Source organism: Pseudarthrobacter sp. GQ63 (assembly GCF_059758765.1).
Genome location: NZ_JCAXEF010000023.1, coordinates 1 through 21,307, shown reverse-complemented (window position 1 = coordinate 21,307; position 21,307 = coordinate 1). Strand labels below are relative to the sequence as shown.

The 21,307-nt window shown below is 61.4% G+C and carries 15 protein-coding genes; 8 read left to right on the top strand and 7 right to left on the bottom strand.

What is annotated here, in order from left to right; genetic code table 11:
* Window positions 1-652: 652 nt before the first annotated feature.
* Together AC6CHP_RS20355 and AC6CHP_RS20350 are read right to left on the bottom strand one after the other, a co-directional pair.
* A complete protein-coding gene (locus tag AC6CHP_RS20355; protein WP_498231940.1) occupies window positions 653-2,299 on the bottom strand; it encodes an FAD-binding protein in 1,647 nt (548 codons plus the stop codon).
* A 104-nt stretch (window positions 2,300-2,403) separates the two neighbouring features.
* Window positions 2,404-3,183: an SDR family NAD(P)-dependent oxidoreductase gene (locus tag AC6CHP_RS20350; RefSeq protein WP_498231938.1), complete on the bottom strand. Its 780-nt coding sequence runs from the start codon at window positions 3,181-3,183 to the stop codon at window positions 2,404-2,406.
* Between the two features lie 85 nt (window positions 3,184-3,268).
* Between AC6CHP_RS20350 and AC6CHP_RS20345 the strand changes: the two genes are divergently transcribed.
* Window positions 3,269-3,871, top strand: a complete 603-nt coding sequence (locus AC6CHP_RS20345; RefSeq protein ID WP_498231936.1) for a TetR/AcrR family transcriptional regulator — start codon at window positions 3,269-3,271, stop codon at window positions 3,869-3,871.
* A 646-nt stretch (window positions 3,872-4,517) separates the two neighbouring features.
* Here the strand turns inward: AC6CHP_RS20345 and AC6CHP_RS20340 are convergent.
* The 4 genes from AC6CHP_RS20340 to AC6CHP_RS20325 all read right to left on the bottom strand — a co-directional run bounded on the left by AC6CHP_RS20340 (window position 4,518) and on the right by AC6CHP_RS20325 (window position 8,496).
* Window positions 4,518-5,483, bottom strand: a complete 966-nt coding sequence (locus AC6CHP_RS20340; RefSeq protein WP_498231934.1) for an alpha/beta hydrolase — start codon at window positions 5,481-5,483, stop codon at window positions 4,518-4,520.
* Between the two features lie 220 nt (window positions 5,484-5,703).
* The gene (locus tag AC6CHP_RS20335) at window positions 5,704-6,546 is read right to left on the bottom strand and encodes an SDR family oxidoreductase (protein WP_498231932.1); all 843 of its coding nucleotides are present in this window, start codon (window positions 6,544-6,546) and stop codon (window positions 5,704-5,706) included.
* 28 nt (window positions 6,547-6,574) lie between these two features.
* A complete protein-coding gene (locus AC6CHP_RS20330) occupies window positions 6,575-6,856 on the bottom strand; it encodes a hypothetical protein (protein WP_498231930.1) in 282 nt (93 codons plus the stop codon).
* Between the two features lie 233 nt (window positions 6,857-7,089).
* A complete protein-coding gene (locus AC6CHP_RS20325; protein WP_498231928.1) occupies window positions 7,090-8,496 on the bottom strand; it encodes an MFS transporter in 1,407 nt (468 codons plus the stop codon).
* 269 nt (window positions 8,497-8,765) lie between these two features.
* Here AC6CHP_RS20325 and AC6CHP_RS20320 point away from each other — a divergent pair, with 269 nt between their 5' ends.
* From AC6CHP_RS20320 to AC6CHP_RS20295, 6 genes are all read left to right on the top strand, one after another.
* A complete protein-coding gene (locus tag AC6CHP_RS20320) occupies window positions 8,766-10,568 on the top strand; it encodes a glycoside hydrolase family 3 protein (RefSeq protein WP_498231926.1) in 1,803 nt (600 codons plus the stop codon).
* On the top strand, window positions 10,568-12,838 hold the full coding sequence (locus tag AC6CHP_RS20315) for a beta-glucosidase family protein (RefSeq protein ID WP_498231924.1): 2,271 nt from the start codon (window positions 10,568-10,570) through the stop codon (window positions 12,836-12,838). Before AC6CHP_RS20320 ends, AC6CHP_RS20315 begins: the two co-directional genes overlap by 1 nt.
* A 60-nt stretch (window positions 12,839-12,898) precedes the next feature.
* Window positions 12,899-15,187, top strand: coding sequence for a glycoside hydrolase family 3 N-terminal domain-containing protein (locus AC6CHP_RS20310; RefSeq protein WP_498231922.1), 2,289 nt, complete (start codon window positions 12,899-12,901; stop codon window positions 15,185-15,187).
* Between the two features lie 127 nt (window positions 15,188-15,314).
* Entirely contained in the window at window positions 15,315-16,544 is a 1,230-nt protein-coding gene (locus tag AC6CHP_RS20305; RefSeq protein ID WP_498231920.1) for a glycoside hydrolase family 1 protein, read from the top strand.
* A 115-nt stretch (window positions 16,545-16,659) separates the two neighbouring features.
* Window positions 16,660-17,283: a TetR/AcrR family transcriptional regulator gene (locus AC6CHP_RS20300; RefSeq protein WP_498231918.1), complete on the top strand. Its 624-nt coding sequence runs from the start codon at window positions 16,660-16,662 to the stop codon at window positions 17,281-17,283.
* A gap of 591 nt (window positions 17,284-17,874) precedes the next feature.
* Window positions 17,875-18,519 carry a GDSL-type esterase/lipase family protein gene (locus tag AC6CHP_RS20295; RefSeq protein ID WP_498231916.1) on the top strand — a complete coding sequence of 215 codons (645 nt, stop codon included), beginning with the start codon at window positions 17,875-17,877 and terminating at the stop codon, window positions 18,517-18,519.
* Between the two features lie 83 nt (window positions 18,520-18,602).
* On the opposite strand, the gene AC6CHP_RS20290 is transcribed toward AC6CHP_RS20295, so the two are convergent.
* Window positions 18,603-18,872: a helix-turn-helix domain-containing protein gene (locus tag AC6CHP_RS20290; RefSeq protein ID WP_498231963.1), complete on the bottom strand. Its 270-nt coding sequence runs from the start codon at window positions 18,870-18,872 to the stop codon at window positions 18,603-18,605.
* Between the two features lie 1,063 nt (window positions 18,873-19,935).
* Here AC6CHP_RS20290 and AC6CHP_RS20285 point away from each other — a divergent pair.
* Window positions 19,936-20,970, top strand: a complete 1,035-nt coding sequence (locus tag AC6CHP_RS20285) for a DUF4192 domain-containing protein (protein ID WP_498231914.1) — start codon at window positions 19,936-19,938, stop codon at window positions 20,968-20,970.
* The last annotated feature ends 337 nt before the right edge of the window (window positions 20,971-21,307 follow it).

Here is a 21,307-nt window from a genome sequence, read left to right as displayed (position 1 = left end):
ACTGCCGTGGACCTGTCGAGCACATACTGATACGTAGTCCGAGACCGAACAGGGCCCGTGTGAAGCCGAACGCAGATGCGGAATGCCCAGGAACCTGGGGACGGGCGGGAATTCGCCCAACTAGGGCACACCTCAACCTGACGTCAGGCAGCAGTCCGGAGCCTATGGTGGTGCCATATGGGCATGTCACTGCCGGCCAAACGACCCGGGCATTAGTTTCCAATCGGAAGGCAGAGGCACGAAGGCTCGGGGCAGGTAGCAGGTACGACGGCTGTCAGCCCCGCAACGGAACCTGCGTGCACACCCAAAAGTTACCAGGTGTCAAGCTTTGTGCACACCCAAATGCAAGAAAGTCTTTGACCTGCGGAAACGCTGTGCCCGAGGTGGGACTCTGCATTTCCACCCTTGCAAGCACTGGGAACTCCCAAAATCATGCGGAATCCGACGCAGTTCGAAGACTGAATCATCTGCTCCGCGGCAAGGGTGTGGACTATGTCCACACCCTTGCTCTTGGCTCTACCGGAGTCACCGCTCGACCTAAACCAGCAGGGTTGCGCCCTTGAGGTCGAAAACTTCATACGCTGCGCGCCCGCTGCTGAACTAGTGCTAGCTGCCCTATCTAATGAACTCCTTACCTAAAGCAGCGCCCATGTCATCTGCATTGGCCGGCCATATGACGGGCGCCGCGGACTCCGAAGACCACGGCGGGTCCGATGGTTGAGCCGGGGCCGGGGTACGTCCGTCCCATGACGGAGGCGGAGTTGTTGCCTGCCGAGTACAGGCCTTCTATGACGGTACCGTCTTCGCGCAGGGCCCGGGCCTCGGCGTCGGTGACGACGCCGCCCTTGGTGCCGAGGTCCCCGATTACCACTTTGAACGCGGTGAACGGGCCCTTTTCGAGCGGACCGAGGCAGGCGTTGGGGTGGACCGTCGGGTCGCCGTAGTAGCGGTCGTAGGCTGAGTTGCCGCGGCCGAAGTCGCCGTCCACACCGGCCCTGGCGAAGCCGTTAAACCGGCGGATGGTCGCCTCCAGCCGGGCAGGCTCCAGGTCGAGCTTCGCGGCGAGCTCGCTGAGTGTGGCCGCCTTGACCATAATCCCCGCGTCCTTCATGGCCTTGTTGTTTTTCGGATCGATTGCAAAGGTGCGCAGGTAGCGCCGGGCATGCCGCGCATCGCCGACCAACCAGTACGGGCCGTCTTTGTCGTGCTCAAGCATGTGGTGACCAAGGTCGACGTAGGACTCGGACTCGTTGACGAACCGATTACCCTTGGCGTCCAGCATGATCGAGTAGGGCATGGAACGCTCTCCCACGATAAACGCAGGGCTGTGTCCCGGCGCTGCGGCGACGGAGCCGCCCCACCAGGCGTCGTCCATAAGCTCAAGCGCGGCGCCGTTGTCCTGTGCGATCTCGATGGGGCGCCCGAGGTTGCCCGGAGCGCCGGACGGGGCGCCGTCGATCCCGTGGTGCTTTTGGCGGAGGTCCTTGTTGTGGTCAAAGCCGCCGCCGGAAAGCATCACGCCGCGCGCCGCGCCAATTGTCATTGGCTTACCGTCACGCGTGATCCGCACCCCTACGACACGGCCGTCCTCGACGATGAGTTCCTGCAGCGGCGAATTCAGCCACAGGTCAGCACCCTGCTTCTGCACGACGACATCAAGGAATGCGGCGGCGAAGCCGGCACCGATACCGCCGAGCTTCTTGCCGGTGACCACGCCGCCGAGGGCACGGAAGACGAGCTGCGCCCCGCGGACGAATCCGGCAGGCGTTGACCAGGCGCGGCCTAAGAGCCACACGTCGTCGGTCTTGACCGGCATCGCCGCGGGTGCCTGACAGGTTTTCCACCATTCCCCGATTCTTTTGATGTCGTAGGGCTTCACCTCGAGAGCACGGCCGATCTTGCCGCCGGGGAGTTCAGGGTAGTAGTCCGGGTAGTCCGCCGCACGTACGAAGGTCACGCCGTACTTCTCTGCGGTGGTGACGAAGTCGGCGACTCCGTCGACAAATGCCTCCTTGCGGGCGCGCGTCGTGGCCCGGCACTCCTCGCCGACCGTCGCCTCGAGATAGGTCAGCGCCTCGTCGCGGGAGTCCCCGGCGCCTTCGCGCTGCATCAGCGGATTATTGGGCATCCACATCCCACCCCCGGACATGGCCGTGTTGCCGCCCCATTTGCCGGTGCTCTCCAGCAGGAGGACACGCATGCCCTCATCCCCGGCGCCCATCGCTGTTGCCAGTCCCGCGGCACCTGTGCCAACGACGACGACGTCATAAATGTGATCAAAAGGCTTTGACTCTGCCATGCTTTTGCTCCTTCACTTCCTGGGCGCCGGTTCCGGTTTGACCCGGGACAGACTCAGGACGCGGACGCCGGCGGAACTTCCCGCCGTCGTCCGCTTCAGTACATCTAAATCGCTGACCAGCCGCCGTCGGAGGCGAGGACGATGCCGTTAAGGTTGGTGCCGTCGTCGCTAAGCAGGAAGGTGATGGAGGCGGCCAGATGTGCGGCGCTCACTGGTGTGGGGATGTTGGCCTTCATGAGCGGAACGAGTCGTTCTGCTGCCAGCTGGGATCCGAAGTTCGCTACGATGCCGGTGATGGTGGGGCCCGGCGCCACCGCGTTGAAGCGCAGGCCCTTGGGGCCGTACATTACTGCCGAGTTTTTGGTCAGGCCGACCACGGCGTGCTTGGACGCCGTGTAGGCAGCGCCGGCGGCCGAGCCGCGGATGCCGGCCTCGGAGGAGACGTTCACTATTGAGCCGGTCCCGGCCTCGAGCATCAGCGGGGTGACGGCGCGGGTTAGGCGCATGAGGGCAGTGACGTTAATGCGGAAGACCCGGTCCCAGAGGTCGTCATCCACCTCATGGATGGGAGCGAAGTTGTCCATGATCCCGGCGACATTGGCCAGGGCATCAACCCGCCCGCCGGCGGCAGCAACGACGGCGGCGACGGTTTCCTCGGTGGAGATGTCACCGGCGACGGGTACCAGGTCCAGGCCGCTGTTCTCTTCAACCAAAGCATCGAGGCGTTCCTTGCTGATGTCCGCGGCGATCACCCTGCCGCCCTCCCTGGCGATGCGCAGGGCAGTCGCCTGCCCGATCCCTGAGGCCGCACCGGTGACGATGACGGTTTTGCCTGCAAAACGGTTAGGGGTGATGGTTTCCTGCCACGTGGCTTCGTTGCCCATGATGTCCTTCCAGACGCTAAAAAATCAGTTATCCCGGCCAGCTTATGACACGCTGTGTCATTATGGAAGGGTGGATACTGGTGGCATGCTTTCGAATGACCTGATCACCACCACCCGCCCCGCTGGGCGGCCAGCGACCATCGACCCCGAGGCGGTCGCAGCCCTCGCCCTGAAAATGTTTGCTGAGCGCGGGTACGAGCAGACCTCGATGGAGGACATCGCGCGAGAGGCCGGAATCGGGCGCAAAAGCCTGTACCGCCATTTCGCGAACAAGGCCGACTTGGTATGGGGCGGAATGGGACCGGTCATAAAAGCTTCCGGTACGGCGTTCGAGTCGGCCCCTGCGCCGCCTATGTCCCGCCGCGAGACTTTGGACGGACTCCGCGAAGCGGTGCTTGCCGGCGTTGCCGCTCTTCCGGACCTCGGCGTCACCCGGGGAAGGCTCCGGCTGATCGCTGAGCACCCGGAGTTGATGAGCCGAAGCCGGGACTTTTTGGGAACCCGTCGCGAGCAGACCCGCGCCTACCTCACAGCCCGAGGCATCCCCGAAGAGACCGCCCGGTACCTGTGCGCTGCCCTTATCGGAGCCACCTTTGAAGCCTGGCTGCTGTGGGCAACCAGCGAAACCTCCGATCCCATCCCCTACATACGGGCAGCACTGGCAGTGCTGACCCTGGGTGAAAGATGATTCAGGACTGACGACGCCTGCCCAATTTGGCTTAACCCGCTTCAGCGGGTCATCCTGATCGTCGGCCTCCCGGGGCTGGTACCCGACGTCTGTATACGGCAGGTTATCTCCCGACATTCAAACCTTCCAGCTTCGAATTGGCCAGGGCTTATCAGGTGTTCTTCGTTTCCCGGATTCAGGAGACGCACTCCAAGGGCATGAGTCCAAATGAAGCAATTGTGCAGGCTTCACCCGCTAAGCTCCTGTGCTCGTAGCCGCAGGAACGATCATAGCTGTAGTGTTCGCCGGCTTCGCATCCAGCACGATGGCCGTTGCAGCTTCGATCGCTTTTGGACTGATGGTTGGTGTTGTGGCGTTCGTAGCTGTCGAGAAGCGACCAGTGTTGTAGCCCCGCGCGTCTGCGTCCTCCTTCATCGTGGCACCTGCTTCTCGGGGGTCCGTCACTTTGCAGAAGCGCGGGTTTCAGGCTTGGGTGTACCTTTCTTGTCATTGGGCTGCGGGTCTTTGTGGTTAGCACCTTCAGCAGCGGTGTTGGGGCGCCACAGCCGCGAGACCGAAGGGCTGGGGGGCGCGGACGCCGCAAGATGCAGCAGGCCGAGCTGAGCGCCGGTGAGCGTACTCTGCACCCCGGCGCTCAGCGTCACGCTCACCAGCTAGTGATGAAGTCCGCGATCACTTTGAGGGATCGATCGGTTTCCTTCAGGGTGCTCGGCGCATAGTTCAGGTGGCCGTGGGGAGCGCCCGCTGCAAGGTGGCGGGTGACCTCCACCCCTGCAGCTTCCGCTTCGGAGATGAAAGCTTCGGCGGATCCGCGGAGGTCATCGTACTCGGCAGGGATGACGAGAGTGCGTGGCAATCCGCGCAAATCGTGGCCCTGGACGGTGGCGTAACGGCTATCACCGTCGGCTGCGGCGAGATAGTTGACGTATAGCCGGCTGACAATTGGCGCTGGAAGTCGGAGCAACTGCGGTAGCGAGCTCAGATCCGCGCCGCCTTCGAATGATGGCACCGGATTGTGCAGGAGCGGGTAGGCGAGAATCAACGCAGCGGGCAGGGGGGAAGCGTTATCCAGCAGTTCGAGGACGACCGCGGCGGAGAGGCTCGCCCCGGCGGATGCTCCACCGATCGACACTCGGGTTGCGTCGATTTGGAAGCTGTCAGCGTTCTGCACAACCCATTGGAAAGCTGCTGCAACGTCCAGGTGCAACACCGGGTAGCCGACAGTGGACCCGTTCGCGAGGTGGTACTCGACCGATACGACAGTGATGCCGGCTCGTACCACGAGTTCACGCGCGACACCGTCGGCCTCGAGCATTTCCAGATCACCTCCGAGCCAGCCGCCTCCGTGGGACCACACCAGCGCTGGCCTGGGGTTGGAGGCCTCCGACGATTCGGGCTGGTAGATACGGATCCTTATGGATTCCGGTCCCAGCGGGCCATCGATGTGGGCTTCCGTTGTCGGCACGGCAGGCGGCTCGTAGCCGGGTGAGAGGTAGGAGGCGGTGAGGCGCTCCTGCAAGGAGGGGTCCTGCATGATCGTGGCGAATTCGTACTGGTCACCCCAGCCAAATGCTTCGCGGATATGGGGGTCAAGCGGGGTCGAAGTGTCCATTGTCATCCGTTCGGTGTTTGGTTCGTGAGTGGGAAGGTGATGGGTGGACCCCCGCTGCCGGGTCCCTATATGTGGCGATTGCTCTGGCACTGATGGTCGCTCGGTTAGATGCAGACCTGTGCGTTTTCGTTTTGACCGTCCTGGGATTTAGCCTTCCCTGCTTAAACGGGGCTGCTGACGCCGTCCTCATCGGGGCAGTCTTGCTAGGCGACGGGTGCCGTCACAGTGTGGTGTTGCTGCTGGTGATGCGGTCGTGCACGATATCTGCCAGGAGGGACTGCATCCTTGCTTCTGCTCTCTCAAAGACTTGGCGCCCTGGTGCGGCGTATACGCGGTCTGCTTCAATCGCGGCCAGCGCGGCTTCGGCGGCTTCGCGTGCCGTGATGATGCCGCCCTGGGACGCGGCCAGTCTTTTCATCGCGCCGGAATCCATCTGTGGCCGGGGTTCGATGGCGCCAAGAGTCGCAGAGTTCTGGCCCAGGGGTGTGTCAACCAGCCCGGGGCACAGTACGGTGGCTCCGACTCCACGTCCCGTCGATCTCAGCTCTATGTCGAGGGTTTCGGTCATGCCGACCACGGCGTGCATGGTGCCTGAGTACGGTGTGCGATCGGAAAGCGGAGCCAACCCTCCGGATGATGCGGTGTTGAGGATGTGTCCGTGGCCTTGAGCGAGGAGGTGCGGTACGAATGACCGTACTCCGTGCACGACGCCGAGGAGCTTGATGTTGATCATGCGGTGCCATGTGTCCAGGTGCTGCTCCCACATTGGTGCCGCGGGTGATACTACGCCGGCGTTGTTGCAGACCAGGTCGACTTTCCCTAAGGCGGCCAATGTGCGGGCGGCCAACTCGTCGACCGAGTCGGGGTTGGTGACATCGGTGACGACGGCGGTTGCGCGGGCCCCTCGCGCCTGGAGTTGTTCCGTGGCCTGATGCAGGGCGTCGGCACGTACGTCACTAAGGACGACGGCCACTCCCCTGTCTACGAGAGCCTCGGCCAGTCCGTACCCGATCCCGCTGGCGCCGCCCGTAATGACGGCGACCTGGCCTGCTTCGATCTGCATTTCTTATTCTCGTTTCGTTTGTCAGGTATTACGTGGCTAGGCGTTGCCGGGTGAGCCCAATCGGTACCTCTGGGTGGGCACGCACAATGTAGTTGCCAGGGGCGATTCTGGTGATGAGTATTCCGGTGCGGTGGTGAATGGCGGCGTCGCGGACGGCCGCCACAGCCTCATCCAGCGCGTTATCAATATCGGCGGCTGACGAAACATTCACCTCCACCATGCCGGGCGAGCGACCATTGACTGTGGCTCGCTGCTCGGGCAGCTCCGGCACTGTGGGGTGTGCACCTGCCGTTTTGTTTACATGGGTCATCTGCTCCGTACCTTTCATTCACTGCAACGCGAGGATGGACGAGGGGAAGTAAAAGAAGTTTGAGTCGCGCCGGTGAGCTTGGGATGCCTGGGCCGCTACTAAATCCTGGGCCCAACACTGTGCATCACGCCGGTCTAAGCTGGGAGAACAATGCGGGCTGCTGCCCCTCTCTACTGTTAAGGGAGGGGCAGCAGGCTGTGCTGGTCCGACGCGAGGCAGTTGACCGGGTGAGGTCAGCGTGCGCCCTTCACCTTGAGCATCACGATCATGCCGCCAATGAGGGTGCACGCCGCGGCGACCATGAACAGCAGTGTGTAATTCTTGTCGCCGCCGGCCACTCCGACCAGCAGGATAGCGGGCGCAATGAGCGGGCCGATTGCCTGCGGCAGAGACGTTGAGTATCCAAGGATCCCCAGGAAGCGGCCGGCATCTGTGTCACGTTCGGGCAACACGTCCAGGGCGAGAGCCTGGTCAATCGCGGCAAACATGCCAAGGCCGATGTTGGTGATCATGGCCCCGGCGAAGATCACCGGCAGTTCGGGAGCAAACGACATCACCAGTGCACCGGTGGTGAACAAGGCGCCGGAGATGAGGACGAGAAGGCGACGCTTCTTGATCTTGTCTGAGACCCATCCACCTCCGAGGGCACCGAGTGCCGCCGCCAGGACTCCGCCGAGGGACAGGATCACGACGAACCCCGCGATCTCAGCTACCGTCGCACCGAGCCGCGCGGCAAAGAAAAAGGTGGTGAAGGTCGTAGCCAGTGCCACGCCGATGTTGAAGAACACACGGGCGAGCCAGTTCCACGCGAAGTCAGGATACTGGCGCGGGTCGAAGACAAAGTTGCGGAGAACCTGAGAGGGGCTGAGGGGTTTGATGATCGGCATCTCACGGCTGTCATCGCCGCCCATGAAGATCACAAAGAGAGTCAGGAACAGCAGGCCGACTCCGCCGGGGATCAGGAACATCATGTAATTGCTGCCTACAAGTGACGATGCAATACCGGCGCCCATAATTGGCGCGAGCATGGTCGCGAAGCCGACCATGCCGGCAACTTTTCCGCGTTGCTCTTCAGGGAGGCGGTCAGCCTGGGTGTAGATAAGCGCGTTTTGCGCGATTGCTCCCCACCCGATTTGTGCCATGACCCACCCGAGTCCGAGGATCAGGACGCTGGGGGCCCCGGCAATGATGAACAGGGCGATCATGCCCAGAATGCCGCCCCCGATCATGTAGGGGCGCCGGCGGCCGATTCGGGTTCGGGTGCGGTCGCTCAGCATGCCCACAAGAGGTGCCACGAAGACGGTGGCTGCTGCGCCTGCTCCGAGGACGTAACCCAGGACTTCTTCCTGGCCGGGTACCAGTTCCTGAACGCGGATGGCGAGCGAGATAGCAATAGGTGTCACGAGGGCGACCATGACACCAAAGGTCGCCAGCACCATAAGCCAGATGTACTTGGGCCCGACCTTTTCTCGGGGGGCGTAGTCCTGCCCCGTACTCTGGCCGTCTACGGACGCAGCGTGGCCAGGGACGTCGGCCTGCCTGACCAGGGGGTTCGCCTCTCCGTCAGCTATGACGTCAGTTGCGGCGTGTTCCCCCAGGTGTTCGTCCCGGGGCAGCGCTTCGGGGTGTTGATTGGGCATGTTGATCCTCCTTGATCAGCTGATGCGATTCGAAGTGGCCACTTGGCCTGAATTTCGATCATGCATTCGCTATTGGTAGTCGCGAGAGAACTTATCACAAGCAACTTGGGCGACGGAAGACCCTTCTGAAAGTATTTCTCTTCGCCTGCAGCGAGGAACATGTTGCTTAGTGTTGGCAACGAATATCGAACGTGCGGTTGATATTCGTTGTCTTTCTTCCTACAGTGATGGTGCGCAGGCAATAGGGCCTGCGCTCTTGGGAGGCTTCCATGTACAAGGCTGATCGTGCCTACACCGATTCTTCTTTGCCGATTGCCGACCGGGTGTCGGATCTTATGTCCCTTCTGACGCTCAAGGACAAAGCGGCCCTGCTCTTTCATGCTGATGTGGGTCTCGGATCCCCGGACAGCTCAGACCAGTGGGGACGGCCGGGAGCCGGCATCCTGATGCGTGAGCACGGCATCACGCACTTCCTTGTCCAGGGCGCCGTGGACGATGCCCGCGAGCTCGCAGCCTGGCACAACCACCTGCAGCGGATCGCACTTGAGCACCCGCTCGGCATCCCCGTAACCGTTTCATCGGATCCGCGCCATTCAGTCAGCGAGAACAGACTCACGTCCAGCGCCGCAGGTGGCTTCTCACAGTGGCCCGAGCCCTTGGGGGTTGCGGCCATTGGTTCGGCTGAACTTGCCGAACTCTTTGGGGACGTTGTTCGCAAGGAATACGCAGCCGTGGGAATCCGGGTGGCTTTGCACCCGCAGGTAGATCTCGCCACTGAACCGCGCTGGGCCAGGATCATGCAGACCTTTGGCGAAGACGCGGAGCTCACCACATCGCTTGCTCTGGCCTACGTGCGTGGACTCCAAGGCGAAACGGTCGGTGTGCACTCCGTTTCAGGGATGGGAAAGCACTTCCCTGGCGGCGGGCCGCAGAAAGACGGACTCGATCCTCACTTTTCCGATGGCCGGGACCAGATTTATCCCGGCGGCCGTTTCGACTACCACCTCGCGCCGTTCATCTCCCTCATCGATGCAGGCATCTCTCAGTTGATGCCCTACTACGGTCTTCCCTCCGGCACGGAATGGGAAGAAGTGGGGTTCTCCTACAACAAGGGCATCATCACCGATCTCCTCCGCCGGCGGTTGGGGTTCGACGGAATCGTCTGCACCGATTTTGGCGTCATTACAGGCATGGGTGACTACTTCCCGGCACGGGCCTGGGGGGTCGAGCACCTGTCGGCTCCGGAGCGGGTGGCCCGCCTGCTCGAGGCTGGTGTGGACCAATTTGGCGGTGAGAAAGACCCAGGCATCCTTTTGGAAGCCATCCGAACAGGTCTTGTGCACGAGTCGGACCTTAACGTTCCACTGCGGCGGCTTCTGGGCGAAAAATTCCGCCTTGGATTGTTCGACGAAAAGCGCTTCGTTGACGAGGAGGCTGCCATCGAGATCGTCGGATCCCCGGACCACGTTGACGCAGGCAAACGTGCCCAGCAAGCCTCGCTTGTCCTGCTGAAAAACGGCCTGACAGAGACGTCAGGTCAGCCCCTTCTGCCTCTAACACCTGGTATCAGGGTGTACGCAGAAGGTATGGACGTGACAACTTTTGAGGGCTTTGCCGTTGTGGTCAAATCTCCGGCCGAGGCCGATGTGGCCATTGTCCGTGTTTCTGCACCCGACTATTCGGATCCCGCACGAGCATTCCTGGGCTCAATGCACCGGGGCAGCCTGGAGTTCCCGGCAGACGTTATCGACCACGTCAATGCACTGGCGGCCGACGTACCCACCGTTGTCGATGTGTTCCTCGACCGGCCCGCCGTGCTGTCCGGACTGGAGGCAGCCACCTCCGTCCTTGGCTCTTTTGGAACCCACGACCACGCATTTGTCGAAGTCCTGTTCGGGGACGCGCAGCCCGAAGGCAAACTTCCGGTTGATTTGCCCCGATCGATGGCGGCGGTGGAGGCCAGCAGGACGGACGTACCCTTCGATACATCCGATCCCCTCTTTCCGTTCGGCCACGGCCTCCGGTACGCCACTACGAAATCACCCGCTGATATGAGCGGGTCGCACAACTAATGGAAGATCTTCACAAAATGAATGACATTGTCCGTTCGCTCCCCCTCGAGGAAAGAGCCGCGCTGCTTTCGGGCGACGGGTTCTGGCAAACCGCTGCAGTAGAGTCCGCAGGTATCCCGTCCGTTTACCTCTCCGATGGGCCTCACGGGGTGCGGCGACAGGATGATAAGGCCGACCATCTGGGGCTCAATGCCAGCCTGCCCGCGACAGCATTTCCTACGGCATCGGCGACAGCGTGCTCCTGGAACCGTGATCTTCTTTCAGAGATCGGGCGGGCCCTGGCCGCAGAGGCGCGGGCCCTTGGAGTGGACGTCCTTCTGGGGCCAGGTTTGAACATCAAGCGCAGCCCTCTGTGCGGCCGGAATTTTGAGTATTTTTCCGAGGATCCACTCCTCGCCGGAGAGCTCGGAACGGCCTGGGTCAACGGACTGCAGTCAGGTGGTGTCGGCGCCTCCTTAAAACACTTCGCGGCTAATGACCAGGAAACCGGGCGCATGCGCATCAGCGCCGAGGTTGACGAAAGGACCCTCAGGGAGCTGCACCTTAGGGTTTTTGAACGTGTAGTGAAAGCGGCAAAACCCGCGACAGTGATGGCCTCGTATAACAGGATCAATGGCGTGCGGGCCATGGAAAATCACTGGCTGCTGACCGAAGTGCTTCGCGATGAGTGGGGGTACCAGGGTGCGGTGGTCTCAGACTGGGGAGGAGTGGAGGATCCTGTAGCCTCCGTTCGTGCAGGCCTGGATCTGCAAATGCCCGGCAACGCAGGCGTCAGCGCGCGCGCCCTGATCGCCGCAGCGGGTAGCGGGGATCTGTCCGAAGAGAAACTCGACAGGTCCGCCGCACGAATCATCGCATTGGCCAAGCGCTGGTCCTCCTCAACGCCGGCAACGGAGGTCGATCAAGCAGCGCACCATGACCTCGCCCGGCGTGCGGCAATCGAATCAGCCGTCCTGCTTCGCAACAACGGCGTCCTGCCGTTGGCCGGACAGACGTCTTCGCTGACCGTCGTCGGGGAGTTTGCCCGGACCCCCCGCTACCAGGGGGCAGGAAGTTCCCACCTTGTTCCCACCCGGGTCGATAATGCGCTGGACGCCCTCCGCAACCACCTACCCGACAAGGAGGTGGTATTCGAACCCGGTTTCCTCCTCGACGGGGCAGCCGATGATGCTCTCGCGGGCAGCGCCGTCGCGGCGGCGGCGGCGGCGGCATCCCGGGGGGACGATGTTGTGCTGTTCCTCGGCCTTCCTGATGCCGAAGAATCCGAAGGCTTTGACAGGAAAAGCATCGATCTGCCTGCCAACCAGTTGCGCCTGCTCGATCAACTTACCGAGGTGCACCCGGGCATAGTCGTCGTCCTCTCCAACGGAGGAGTGGTCTCCACGTCCAGGTGGGACCACATGGTCGGCGCTGTACTTGAGATGTGGCTGGGGGGCCAGGCCAGCGGAGCAGCAGCAGCTGATCTGCTGCTTGGCAAAGTGGCGCCCTCGGGTCGGCTGGCGGAGAGCATTCCCCTCCGGATCGAAGACACGCCAACCTACCTGAACTTCCCGGGCGACAAAGACGCAGTGCTTTACGGAGAACGGATCTATGTTGGTTACCGGTTCTACGACACCGTGGGCCACCCCGTGGCGTATCCGTTCGGCCACGGCCTGACCTACACCAGCTTCGAATACAGCAACCTGAACATCACGGCGGACCACGCGTCCTCGATCTTGAGGGCACAGCTGGACGTGACCAACACCGGGTCACGGCCCGGGACCGAAACCGTGCAGATCTACGCAGCACCACCCGTGTCATCGGTCGACCGCCCGGCACACGAGCTCGTTGGATTCGAGCGGGTAACCCTTGAGCCTGGAGAGCGGCGTTCCGTGACGGTGACGGTTCCACTGGAGAATCTCGACTTCTACAGTGTTGAACACAGCCGATGGGTCAGGTCGGCGGGCGAGTACGAAATTCAGGCCGCTGCATCATCCCGCGACGTGCGCTTGGTTTCGGCCCTCTACCTGGACTCAACGGAACCCGCCGCCCGCATCGACCTGGACTCAACCATGGGCGAATGGTACTCCGACACCGTTGGAGCAAAGGCTCTGCGGAAAATGCTCTACGAGTTCCTGGAACCCAAAGAAGCTGAGCATGACGACGACACCATGAGAGTCATCGCAGAGATACCCCTGAAAACCATGCTCTCCATGATGCTCGCCGGCAGAGGCATTCACGTGCAGCCCGAACGCATCGAACGCATGGTCGCAGAGGCACAAACGGCCTAGCAGCGGCCAACCCCAGCGAACGAGCGCCTCCCCGCGCCAACCATCTAGACCAAGGACATCATGACCAACTTTGCCTACCGCAACGCCGACCTGCCGGTCGAGGCCCGCGTCGAGGACCTGCTTGCCCGCCTTACTCTGGAACAGAAAGCAGGCCAGCTCACCCAATACTTCTATATGGGCGTCGCGCTGAATTTACCCGCGGATTTCGATATCGACTCCGTCCCCGAGGAACGACGAGCCTTTCTGCAGCAGCCCATCATGGTGCAAAACGAGATACGCAACGGGCGCAGCGGCGCGGTGCTTTTCGCCAAGGAAGCGGCGATCACCAATCAGCTTCAGCGAATTGCCGTAGAAGAGACCGAACACGGCATCCCGCTGCTGGTCGGGTACGACGTCATTCACGGATTACGGACCATCTTCCCAGTACCCATCGCCCTGGCAGCGACGTGGAGCCCCCGGATGAATGAACTTGCCCAGGCTGCAGCCGCACGCGAAGCACGGGCGGTAGGCATCAACTGGACGTTCGCGCCGATGATTGACGTCACCCATGATCCTCGCTGGGGCCGCATTGTTGAAGGCGCGGGAGAAGATCCGGTTCTCGGCTCTGCCATGGCAGCGGCCCAGGTGCGCGGCTTCCAGGGCGACCTTTCCCATGAGCGCATTCTCGCAGGGCCAAAACACTTCGCAGGCTACGGCGCATCACGGGGCGGCAGGGACTACGACGACGCTGAAATTTCCGACTCAGAGCTGTGGAACGTGTACATCCCACCATTCCGCGCAGCCGTGGAAGCTGGTGCCGCCAATGTGATGAGCGCCTACATGGACCTCAACGGAGTGCCGGCATCGGGCAACCGGTGGCTCCTTACGGACGTGCTACGGGAGGAACTCGGCTTCGACGGATTCACCGTCTCCGACGCAAACGCAGTGCGGTCCATGGTCACCCAGCACCATGCAAAGGACCTCACCGACGCCGCAGCCCGGGCCGTCCAGGCAGGCCTCGACGTCGAAATGTGCATGTTCGATCCCGCCTACAACCACCTCACGGAAGCCGTCGCGTGCGGAACGATCGACGAAGAGGTGATCAACACGGCCGTACGTCGCGTGCTCACCGCCAAGTTCAAACTCGGCCTGTTCGAAAATCCCTACGTGGATGAAACTGCCGCCGCCACGGTGCTCAACGATTCCGCAACACGGACCGCGACACGGACCGCTGCCGAGCAGTCATTCGTCTTGCTCAAGAACACAGCCGGCACCCTTCCCCTCCTCCAAGAGGAACTGACATCGGTTGCCGTGATCGGAGAGCTGGCCGACAGCAAACGCGACACCCTCGGCCCATGGGTCTTCGACCAGGACACGGACGAATCCGTCACGATCCTAGAAGGCCTCCGCGACCGTCTCCGCGGATACGCGGCAGTGGAGTACGCATCAGGAGCCGGCATTCCGGACCGCTCCCACCCCTCGCCGTTCGACCAGATGGACCCCACCGTCAGCAGGACACCCACCGGACACGACGACGACGCAGAAATCGAGCGGGCGGTGAACCTTGCAGCGGGGGCTGACGTCGCCATCGTGGTTGTCGGCCAACGACAGAACCAGATCGGCGAGACAGCCTCCACATCCACCCTCGACCTGCCCGGACGGCAACTTGAGCAACTTCAACGCATCAGCGCCACAGGTACCCCCGTTGTCCTGCTGGTGATGTCCGGACGACCATTGGACCTTCAGTGGGCTGACGAGAACATCCCTGCGATCATGCAGATTTGGTATCCCGGAACCCGCGGCGGGGAGGCAGTCGCCGCAGTACTGCTGGGCGATACATCCCCCGCCGGAAGGCTGCCCTTCACGTGGCCACGACACGTAGGGCAGGTTCCGATGATCTACGCGCACAACCGAACCTTCCACCCTGACGAGCAGGGCAAACGCTACTTCAACGAGCCGAGTACACCCTTGTACGCCTTCGGCCATGGGCTGGGTTATGCAAACTTTGGCTACGGCCAGGTTCTCCCCGACCGTGACGTCATCACCATCGGAGAAAAATTATCCCTTTCCGTGGAGGTAACGAACACGTCCGAGCGTCCTGCCGACGAGGTGGTTCAGCTTTATATTCATCAGCGCTACGGATCGTCCTCACGTCCAGTCCGCGAACTCAAAGGATTTGAACGCATCACCCTGGACCCCGGAGAGAAGCGCTCTGTTCACTTCACCCTTACCAGCGACGACTTACGCTACTGGAGCTCGGCCACCCGGGGCTACGTCCAGGACGCCAGCACCTTCGACGTCTGGATCGGTGGGTCATCCGAGACGAACAATTGCGCGGAATTCGAAGTAATCGCGCCTCGGACCAACTAGTCCCGCGCAACTTTCGGCAGCCGCGCTGTCGGCGCAGGTTGGCGTCGCATTGGCACCCCTAACTGCTCCCGCAGACGCCGAAACCGACCGCTAGAAATATTCTGATAATGAAAGGAAAAGGACAACGATGACTCTTCCGAAGGACTTCCTTTGGGGCGCCTCAACTGCCCCCCACCAGATCGAGGGAAACAATCTCAACAGCGATTGGTGGGTCTACGAGCAAAAATCCCCCCGTATGTCACCCAGTGGGGACGCGGTTGACAGTTACCACCGCTACCGGGCAGACATGCAGCTACTTGCTGACGCCGGGCTCAACGCTTACCGGTTTGGAATCGAGTGGGCTCGAGTGGAGCCGCTTCCCGGTCAGTTTTCCCTTGCTGAACTCGCCCATTACCGGAGGATGATTGAGACTGCCCTCGAGCTGGGTCTCACCCCAGTTGTGACGTTGCATCACTTCTCCAGTCCCCGCTGGTTCATTGAGGAAGGCGGATGGCTCGGGGACACAGCTGTTGACCGCTTCACCGCATACGTAGCAAAGGTGTCGGAGATCCTTGACGGTGTTGATTGGGTGTGCACGCTCAACGAGCCAAACATGCTTGCGCTCATGATCCTGATGAGCCGCGTGATCAATTCCGATGCCGTGCCGGACATGCTCACCCCCACGGTGCAGCAGGGCGAGGCGTTCATTCTCCCGAGACCATCCGTGGAGATCGGTCACCGCCTCGTGGAGGTCCACCACGCTGCCCGTACCGAGCTGAAGCGCCGGATCCCGGCTCGTATCGGCTGGACTGTTGCGAACCAGGCGCTGTACTCAACACCGGAAAATCAGAAATACCTCGAGGTTGAGCGGTACGCCCGCGAGGACCTCTACCTGGAAGGCGCCCGAGGGGATGACTTCCTCGGCGTTCAGGCATACTCCACCCAGGAGGTAGATCAGAACGGGCCCGTGCCGCCGGCGCCGAGCCCAGACAACACGATGGTGGGTACTGCCTATCGGCCCGAAGCGCTGGGTATAGCTGTACGTCACGCCTGGGAAGTGACGCATGGCGTGCCTATCCTGATCACGGAGAACGGCCTCGCGACCCCGGATGATGACCGCCGCATCGCGTACACCTCCGAAGCGCTTCGTCACCTGTTCGACGCAAGGGAGGAAGGGATCACCGTCCACGGGTACCTGCACTGGAGCGCACTGGACAACTTTGAATGGGGCCACTGGGAGCCGACCTTCGGTTTGATTGCTGTGGACCGTAAAACCTTTGCCCGCACTCCAAAGCCCAGCCTTGCCTGGCTGGGCGGCATCGCCAAAAGCCACGGCGCAGGGCTCACAGCGGGTTTAGCGGCGAATACGACAACGTAAACGCCTCCATGAATGGGCCTTGATCAGCCGCTAACGGTAGCCTTCCCGCCGCGGAGGGGGAAGGCTACCTAGGCCTAAGCCCGTTCCGTAGCCCCTGAGAAAGTAGGATTGTCCGATGAGCATCCAGACCACCGGAAGACGCACGGGCAAAGCTCGGGGGCCGTACGCCAAGTCAGCCGAGGTTCGCGAAAAGATCCTCGAAGCCTGCATCGACGCCTTCGGCCTGGCCGGATTCAACGGTGCCACGCTTAAAGACGTGGCCGAGCGCGCGGGGATCAGCCAGGCCGGGCTCCTCCACCACTTCTCCAACAAGGAAGAACTGCTCAAGGGCGTCTTGGCAGCACATTCAGCACATTCCACAGCATTAGTCCGCAAAGGCAGCGGCGACATCTTCCGCGGCCAGCTCGATGTTGTCAGGGACAATGTCAACCGCCCAGGCATCATCCAGCTTCACAGCGTCATCGCAGCAGAAGGCACCGCACCGGACCACCCTGCACACGAGATGTACCATGACCGCTACGAAAAGCTACGTCTCTATCTGGCCGGCGCATTCGACCAACTCAGGGCATCAGACCGCCTGCAAGTTGATGCACCCTCGGAGGTTCTGGCGAGTCTGTTTATAGCCTCTATCGACGGCATGCAGCTGCAGTGGCTATACAACCCCGAAATCGATCTACCAGGTGCTATAGAGACGCTGCTGTCCTCATTCATTCGTAAGGACGAAGACAACAACCACTGAATGACCACACCCGACGTCGAGGACGATCGCGCTCTTGACGAGGGCGAGACCACCATTGTGAATGAAGGTCTCAGTTGCGGGAAGGGGTCATCTCTCCCACTTGCGTCCACGTACGCGGGCTAAAACCCCTTGAGGGTGGTGCGCATTTGCTCAACGGCAGCCACATCCCGGGAATCAATCATGCGCCGTCCCGTGCCACCGTCGATCCAGATCCAAAATCAGGATTCGTCCGGCATGACCGCATCCACACTCCAGATCAGGGTTTCTGGCGCCACCCAGAAGCTGAGGGGATCCCGGGCTTCAGGTTTTCCGGGTCCTGGCTGGAGAAATAGGTATTGACTACAAGGTTGCTGCCGTTAATGGGTGCATCCAAGGTTTGCTTCTTACTGTCGGGAACACGATTCGGCACAGCTTCTTGACCGCGAACACACGATTCGAGACGGGCCGAACTCGGCCAGAGGGTGCACGTACTCTGCGTAGTGGTGGTACGAGCCGGCCACCGTATCAATCGCGGCGCGTCGATGGGCCTAGAAATTTTGTCAAGAGTGGTCGACGGTGCGCCGCCGGCCACGTAGGAAAAGGAGCAATGCAATGGGCAAGTTTGCGCAGTGGACCGCGGAGAAGCTGCTGGGTTTGAACAAACGGACGCGCGCCTCACAGTTTGAAAAGTTTGAGGTTGGCGACGGCGAGATCGTCTTTCTCGGAGACAGCATCACGGAGGGTGGATTGTGGCATGAGTGGTTCTTGCACACCCCACTACGCAATCGCGGGATTGGCGGCGACACGACAGCGGGGGTGATGTCGCGAATGCACACTGCCGTCACAAACACTCCGGCAGCAGTGTTCCTCCTTATCGGCACGAACGACCTGGCCCTGGGAATCCCACAGAGCGAGATCGTCGACAACGTCCGAGCCATCCTTCAGACAATCCGCACAAAAAGTCCCGCGACGGCAATCTACCTGCAGAGCGTCATGCCGCGCAGAGCGAAATACGCCACGAAGATCCAGGCCCTAAACTTGGCGCTTGTCAGCGTCGCAGCAGAGCATTCCGCGACGTGGATCGATTTGTGGCCCGCACTGGAAGGTGACGCAGGTGTCCTCAACCCGGACTACACCCTCGACAATCTCCACTTGAGTGGCGCCGGGTATGCCGCCTGGGTCAATGTCCTTCGCCCTCACATCGAGATGATCACCACGAACCCTTCTCCCTTTCCAATACGAGAGGCGGACATGTGACTTTCGACGGGGCCTAGCGGCTTTCTCGCACCGGCGTCGTCGCCTTCGGCGCCAGCGGATTCACAAGTAGGCCCCTGTGGTAGTCACCATATTCTGACCGTCCGGCCACACGATGATAGGGCCCGTTCCGAGGCCGCGTTTTGCGAGCACCAGACTCCCGTGCCCAGCGACCGTGCGGTCCGTTGCGGCTCAACCGGGCTGTCAACGTCTTCACGAACCCGCGGGCTCACCTTGCATGCTGCCATGGTCACTCCCCTGAGTACTGTCTTGCCGCTCATGTGGATGCCGTGCCGTGTTGCCAGTTCGATCCGGATCCTGCGGTGCCCGTAGCGACCGTGCGCTTCATCGAAAATACTTTGCCCAGGGTCCTGCGCGTGACGTAACTGTCATCTTTCATGGCTAAAGCCCGGATGGTGGTAGTGGGTGCTTGCAGGCAAATCCACGCAGACCAGCAGGGCCTTGATGGGGTATATCTGCTCCAGCCAGGCGACCACGCTTACCTTGATTCGCGTGGTCGCCCTAGGGCCGCCGAAGCCTGCAATTTTTTTGTGCTGCGTTCTCAATCTCGAGTCGTCGCACTTTCTCCTCGAGGGTTTCTTGTGCAGCCAGCGTCCTCTGCTTTCGCGGCCGGCCGGTGGGCTTTCTGGGCTCCAGCCTTTCTGGGCCGTCTTTTCCATAAGCCCTGATCCACCTGTCCAAGGCTGCATGACTGCGGATCTCGAAATCCTTCATCACTTGGGGTTTGACGTTCCGATCAGGAAAGGCTCGACGGCGGGGATCTTGATCTCCGTGGAGTATTTCTGGTTCATCGTCGAGGGTTCCAATCCGTCGTTACCCTGACGCCGATGTGCCCGATCCACTTGAAAACCCTGTTTCTGGGAACGTTTAGCCCCCTGCCTATTGCCCACGCGCCGTGCCCCAGCTCCGCAAGTTCGGCAGCGGCACGGCGCGTATGGATTTCATGCATTACGCGAGGCGGCATTTGAACCGCACCCCCGAGACCTAGACTCTTACTTTTCAAATCCAACTTTCGGGATGCGCCCCCTTGCCGGCCCCTTTTATTGAATCCGGTGGCTACAAATTGCAGCTTGGCCATCGCCCCACCGTCATGTTGCTGGATCTTCCTACTCCGATGAATGAGTGAAAGCTGCATCGCTGCTTGTCATTCTGATAGGCCCCATGATCGCTGGGCGGGTCCTCCGCGCAACCAGGGCGCTACCGCGCCGACCCCGGAACCGAAAACTTCATCATTGAAAGACCGAAGCACTGCCTCCGGTCGAAGTTTTCGTCCCGTGGCCGGTCCCCCAAGTTGCACTCCGGCCCCTCATCCCAGCGGTTGGTCCCTTACCAGAACGACGCCAGAACCAACAACCGCAGAAAACACGGCAACACCAGGGTGAAGGGAAACACGGCATCATGGAAAAGCTCACGATTACAACACCATCAGATGTGCTCAGCTTCATCGGGCACACCCTAGGCTTCTGGCCTCAGGAAAGCCTGGTCTGCATCACCCTGAACGAGAACAGCATCGGCGCGACCCTGCGCATCGACCTCCCCCGACAGACTGGTCAGGAACTCCCCTACGCACGCACCGTCGCCCACTACCTGACCAGCGACACCACCGCCACGTCCATCCTCTTTGCCGTCTACACCAGCGAGACCGCCCACCCCGGACAGGTGAGGCCCCAGGCCGGGACCATCGCCGCTCTCACCGGGGTCCTCGCCGAACAAGGCATCAAGATCCGGGACGGACTCTTCGTCGGAGACGAAACCTTCTCCCCCTACGACGGAGAACCCGGCACCAGCCTCGCCCTGCCCATCAACTCCACCCAGACCAGCGCGATCAACGCCGAATTCATCTACCGCGGCAGCTTCATCGAACCTACCGACCACATCACCCTCCCAACCAACAACCAGGAAGCAACTAAAGCTGCCGCCGTCGAACGCCACATGGAAACCATCAGGACTCAGCCCAAAGACGCCGCGCTCCTGCAAGGCCGGAAACTCTGGGCAGACATGCTCGACTCCAAAGCCTTCCCCAGTGATGAGGACTGCCAGGCCCTCGTCGCTAACCTGCAGTTTCCAACAATCCGCGACCGCCTCATCGCAGACATCCCAGGCGTGGACGAACCCATGCAGCAGATCCTGTTCGCCCAAACCCACGCGGCGCCCAAGTGGTCACGCATCGAATGGGCCCAGCAGCTGCTCCTGCACGCCTACACCCTCACTAGCCCCGAACACGCAGCACCGGTCCTTACCGGTATCGGCTACATCAACTGGTGGGAAGGTAGAGGCAGCAAAGCCCATCAATTCCTCCAACTGGCCCTCGACTCCGACCCCGCCTACCGCCTCGCCCGCCTCAGCGACCAAATGATCGGCTCCGGCATCGTCGCCGGCTGGAACATGAACAAAGAAACCGCATACAAAACACTGCCCTTTGACCTGCCTTGAAGCACTGGAGGAGCTGGGCTGGCAATACTTCAACCGGGGACAAGCTTCGTCGAATCCTCTATTGCCCAGCTAGTCCAGCGGCCACCGCGGTAGCAACCATCGTGTCCTTGGTTCCTTTCGGAGGCTATTGCGGTGGTAACGAAGGCCGTGCCGACGACGACGCAATCAACCTGCCTGACCTGCGACGGTCGTTCCGTTGGTTCTGTGAGCCCCCCCGGGACATCGCAGGAATGTCCCGGGGCTGCAATTCCTTTACTTCTGTGCTGGAGGCCCACGCGACGCTAAGCCGTCACCGTCTCTCAGCCAGCGACCTCACCGAACCTGGAGGTGGTGGGCG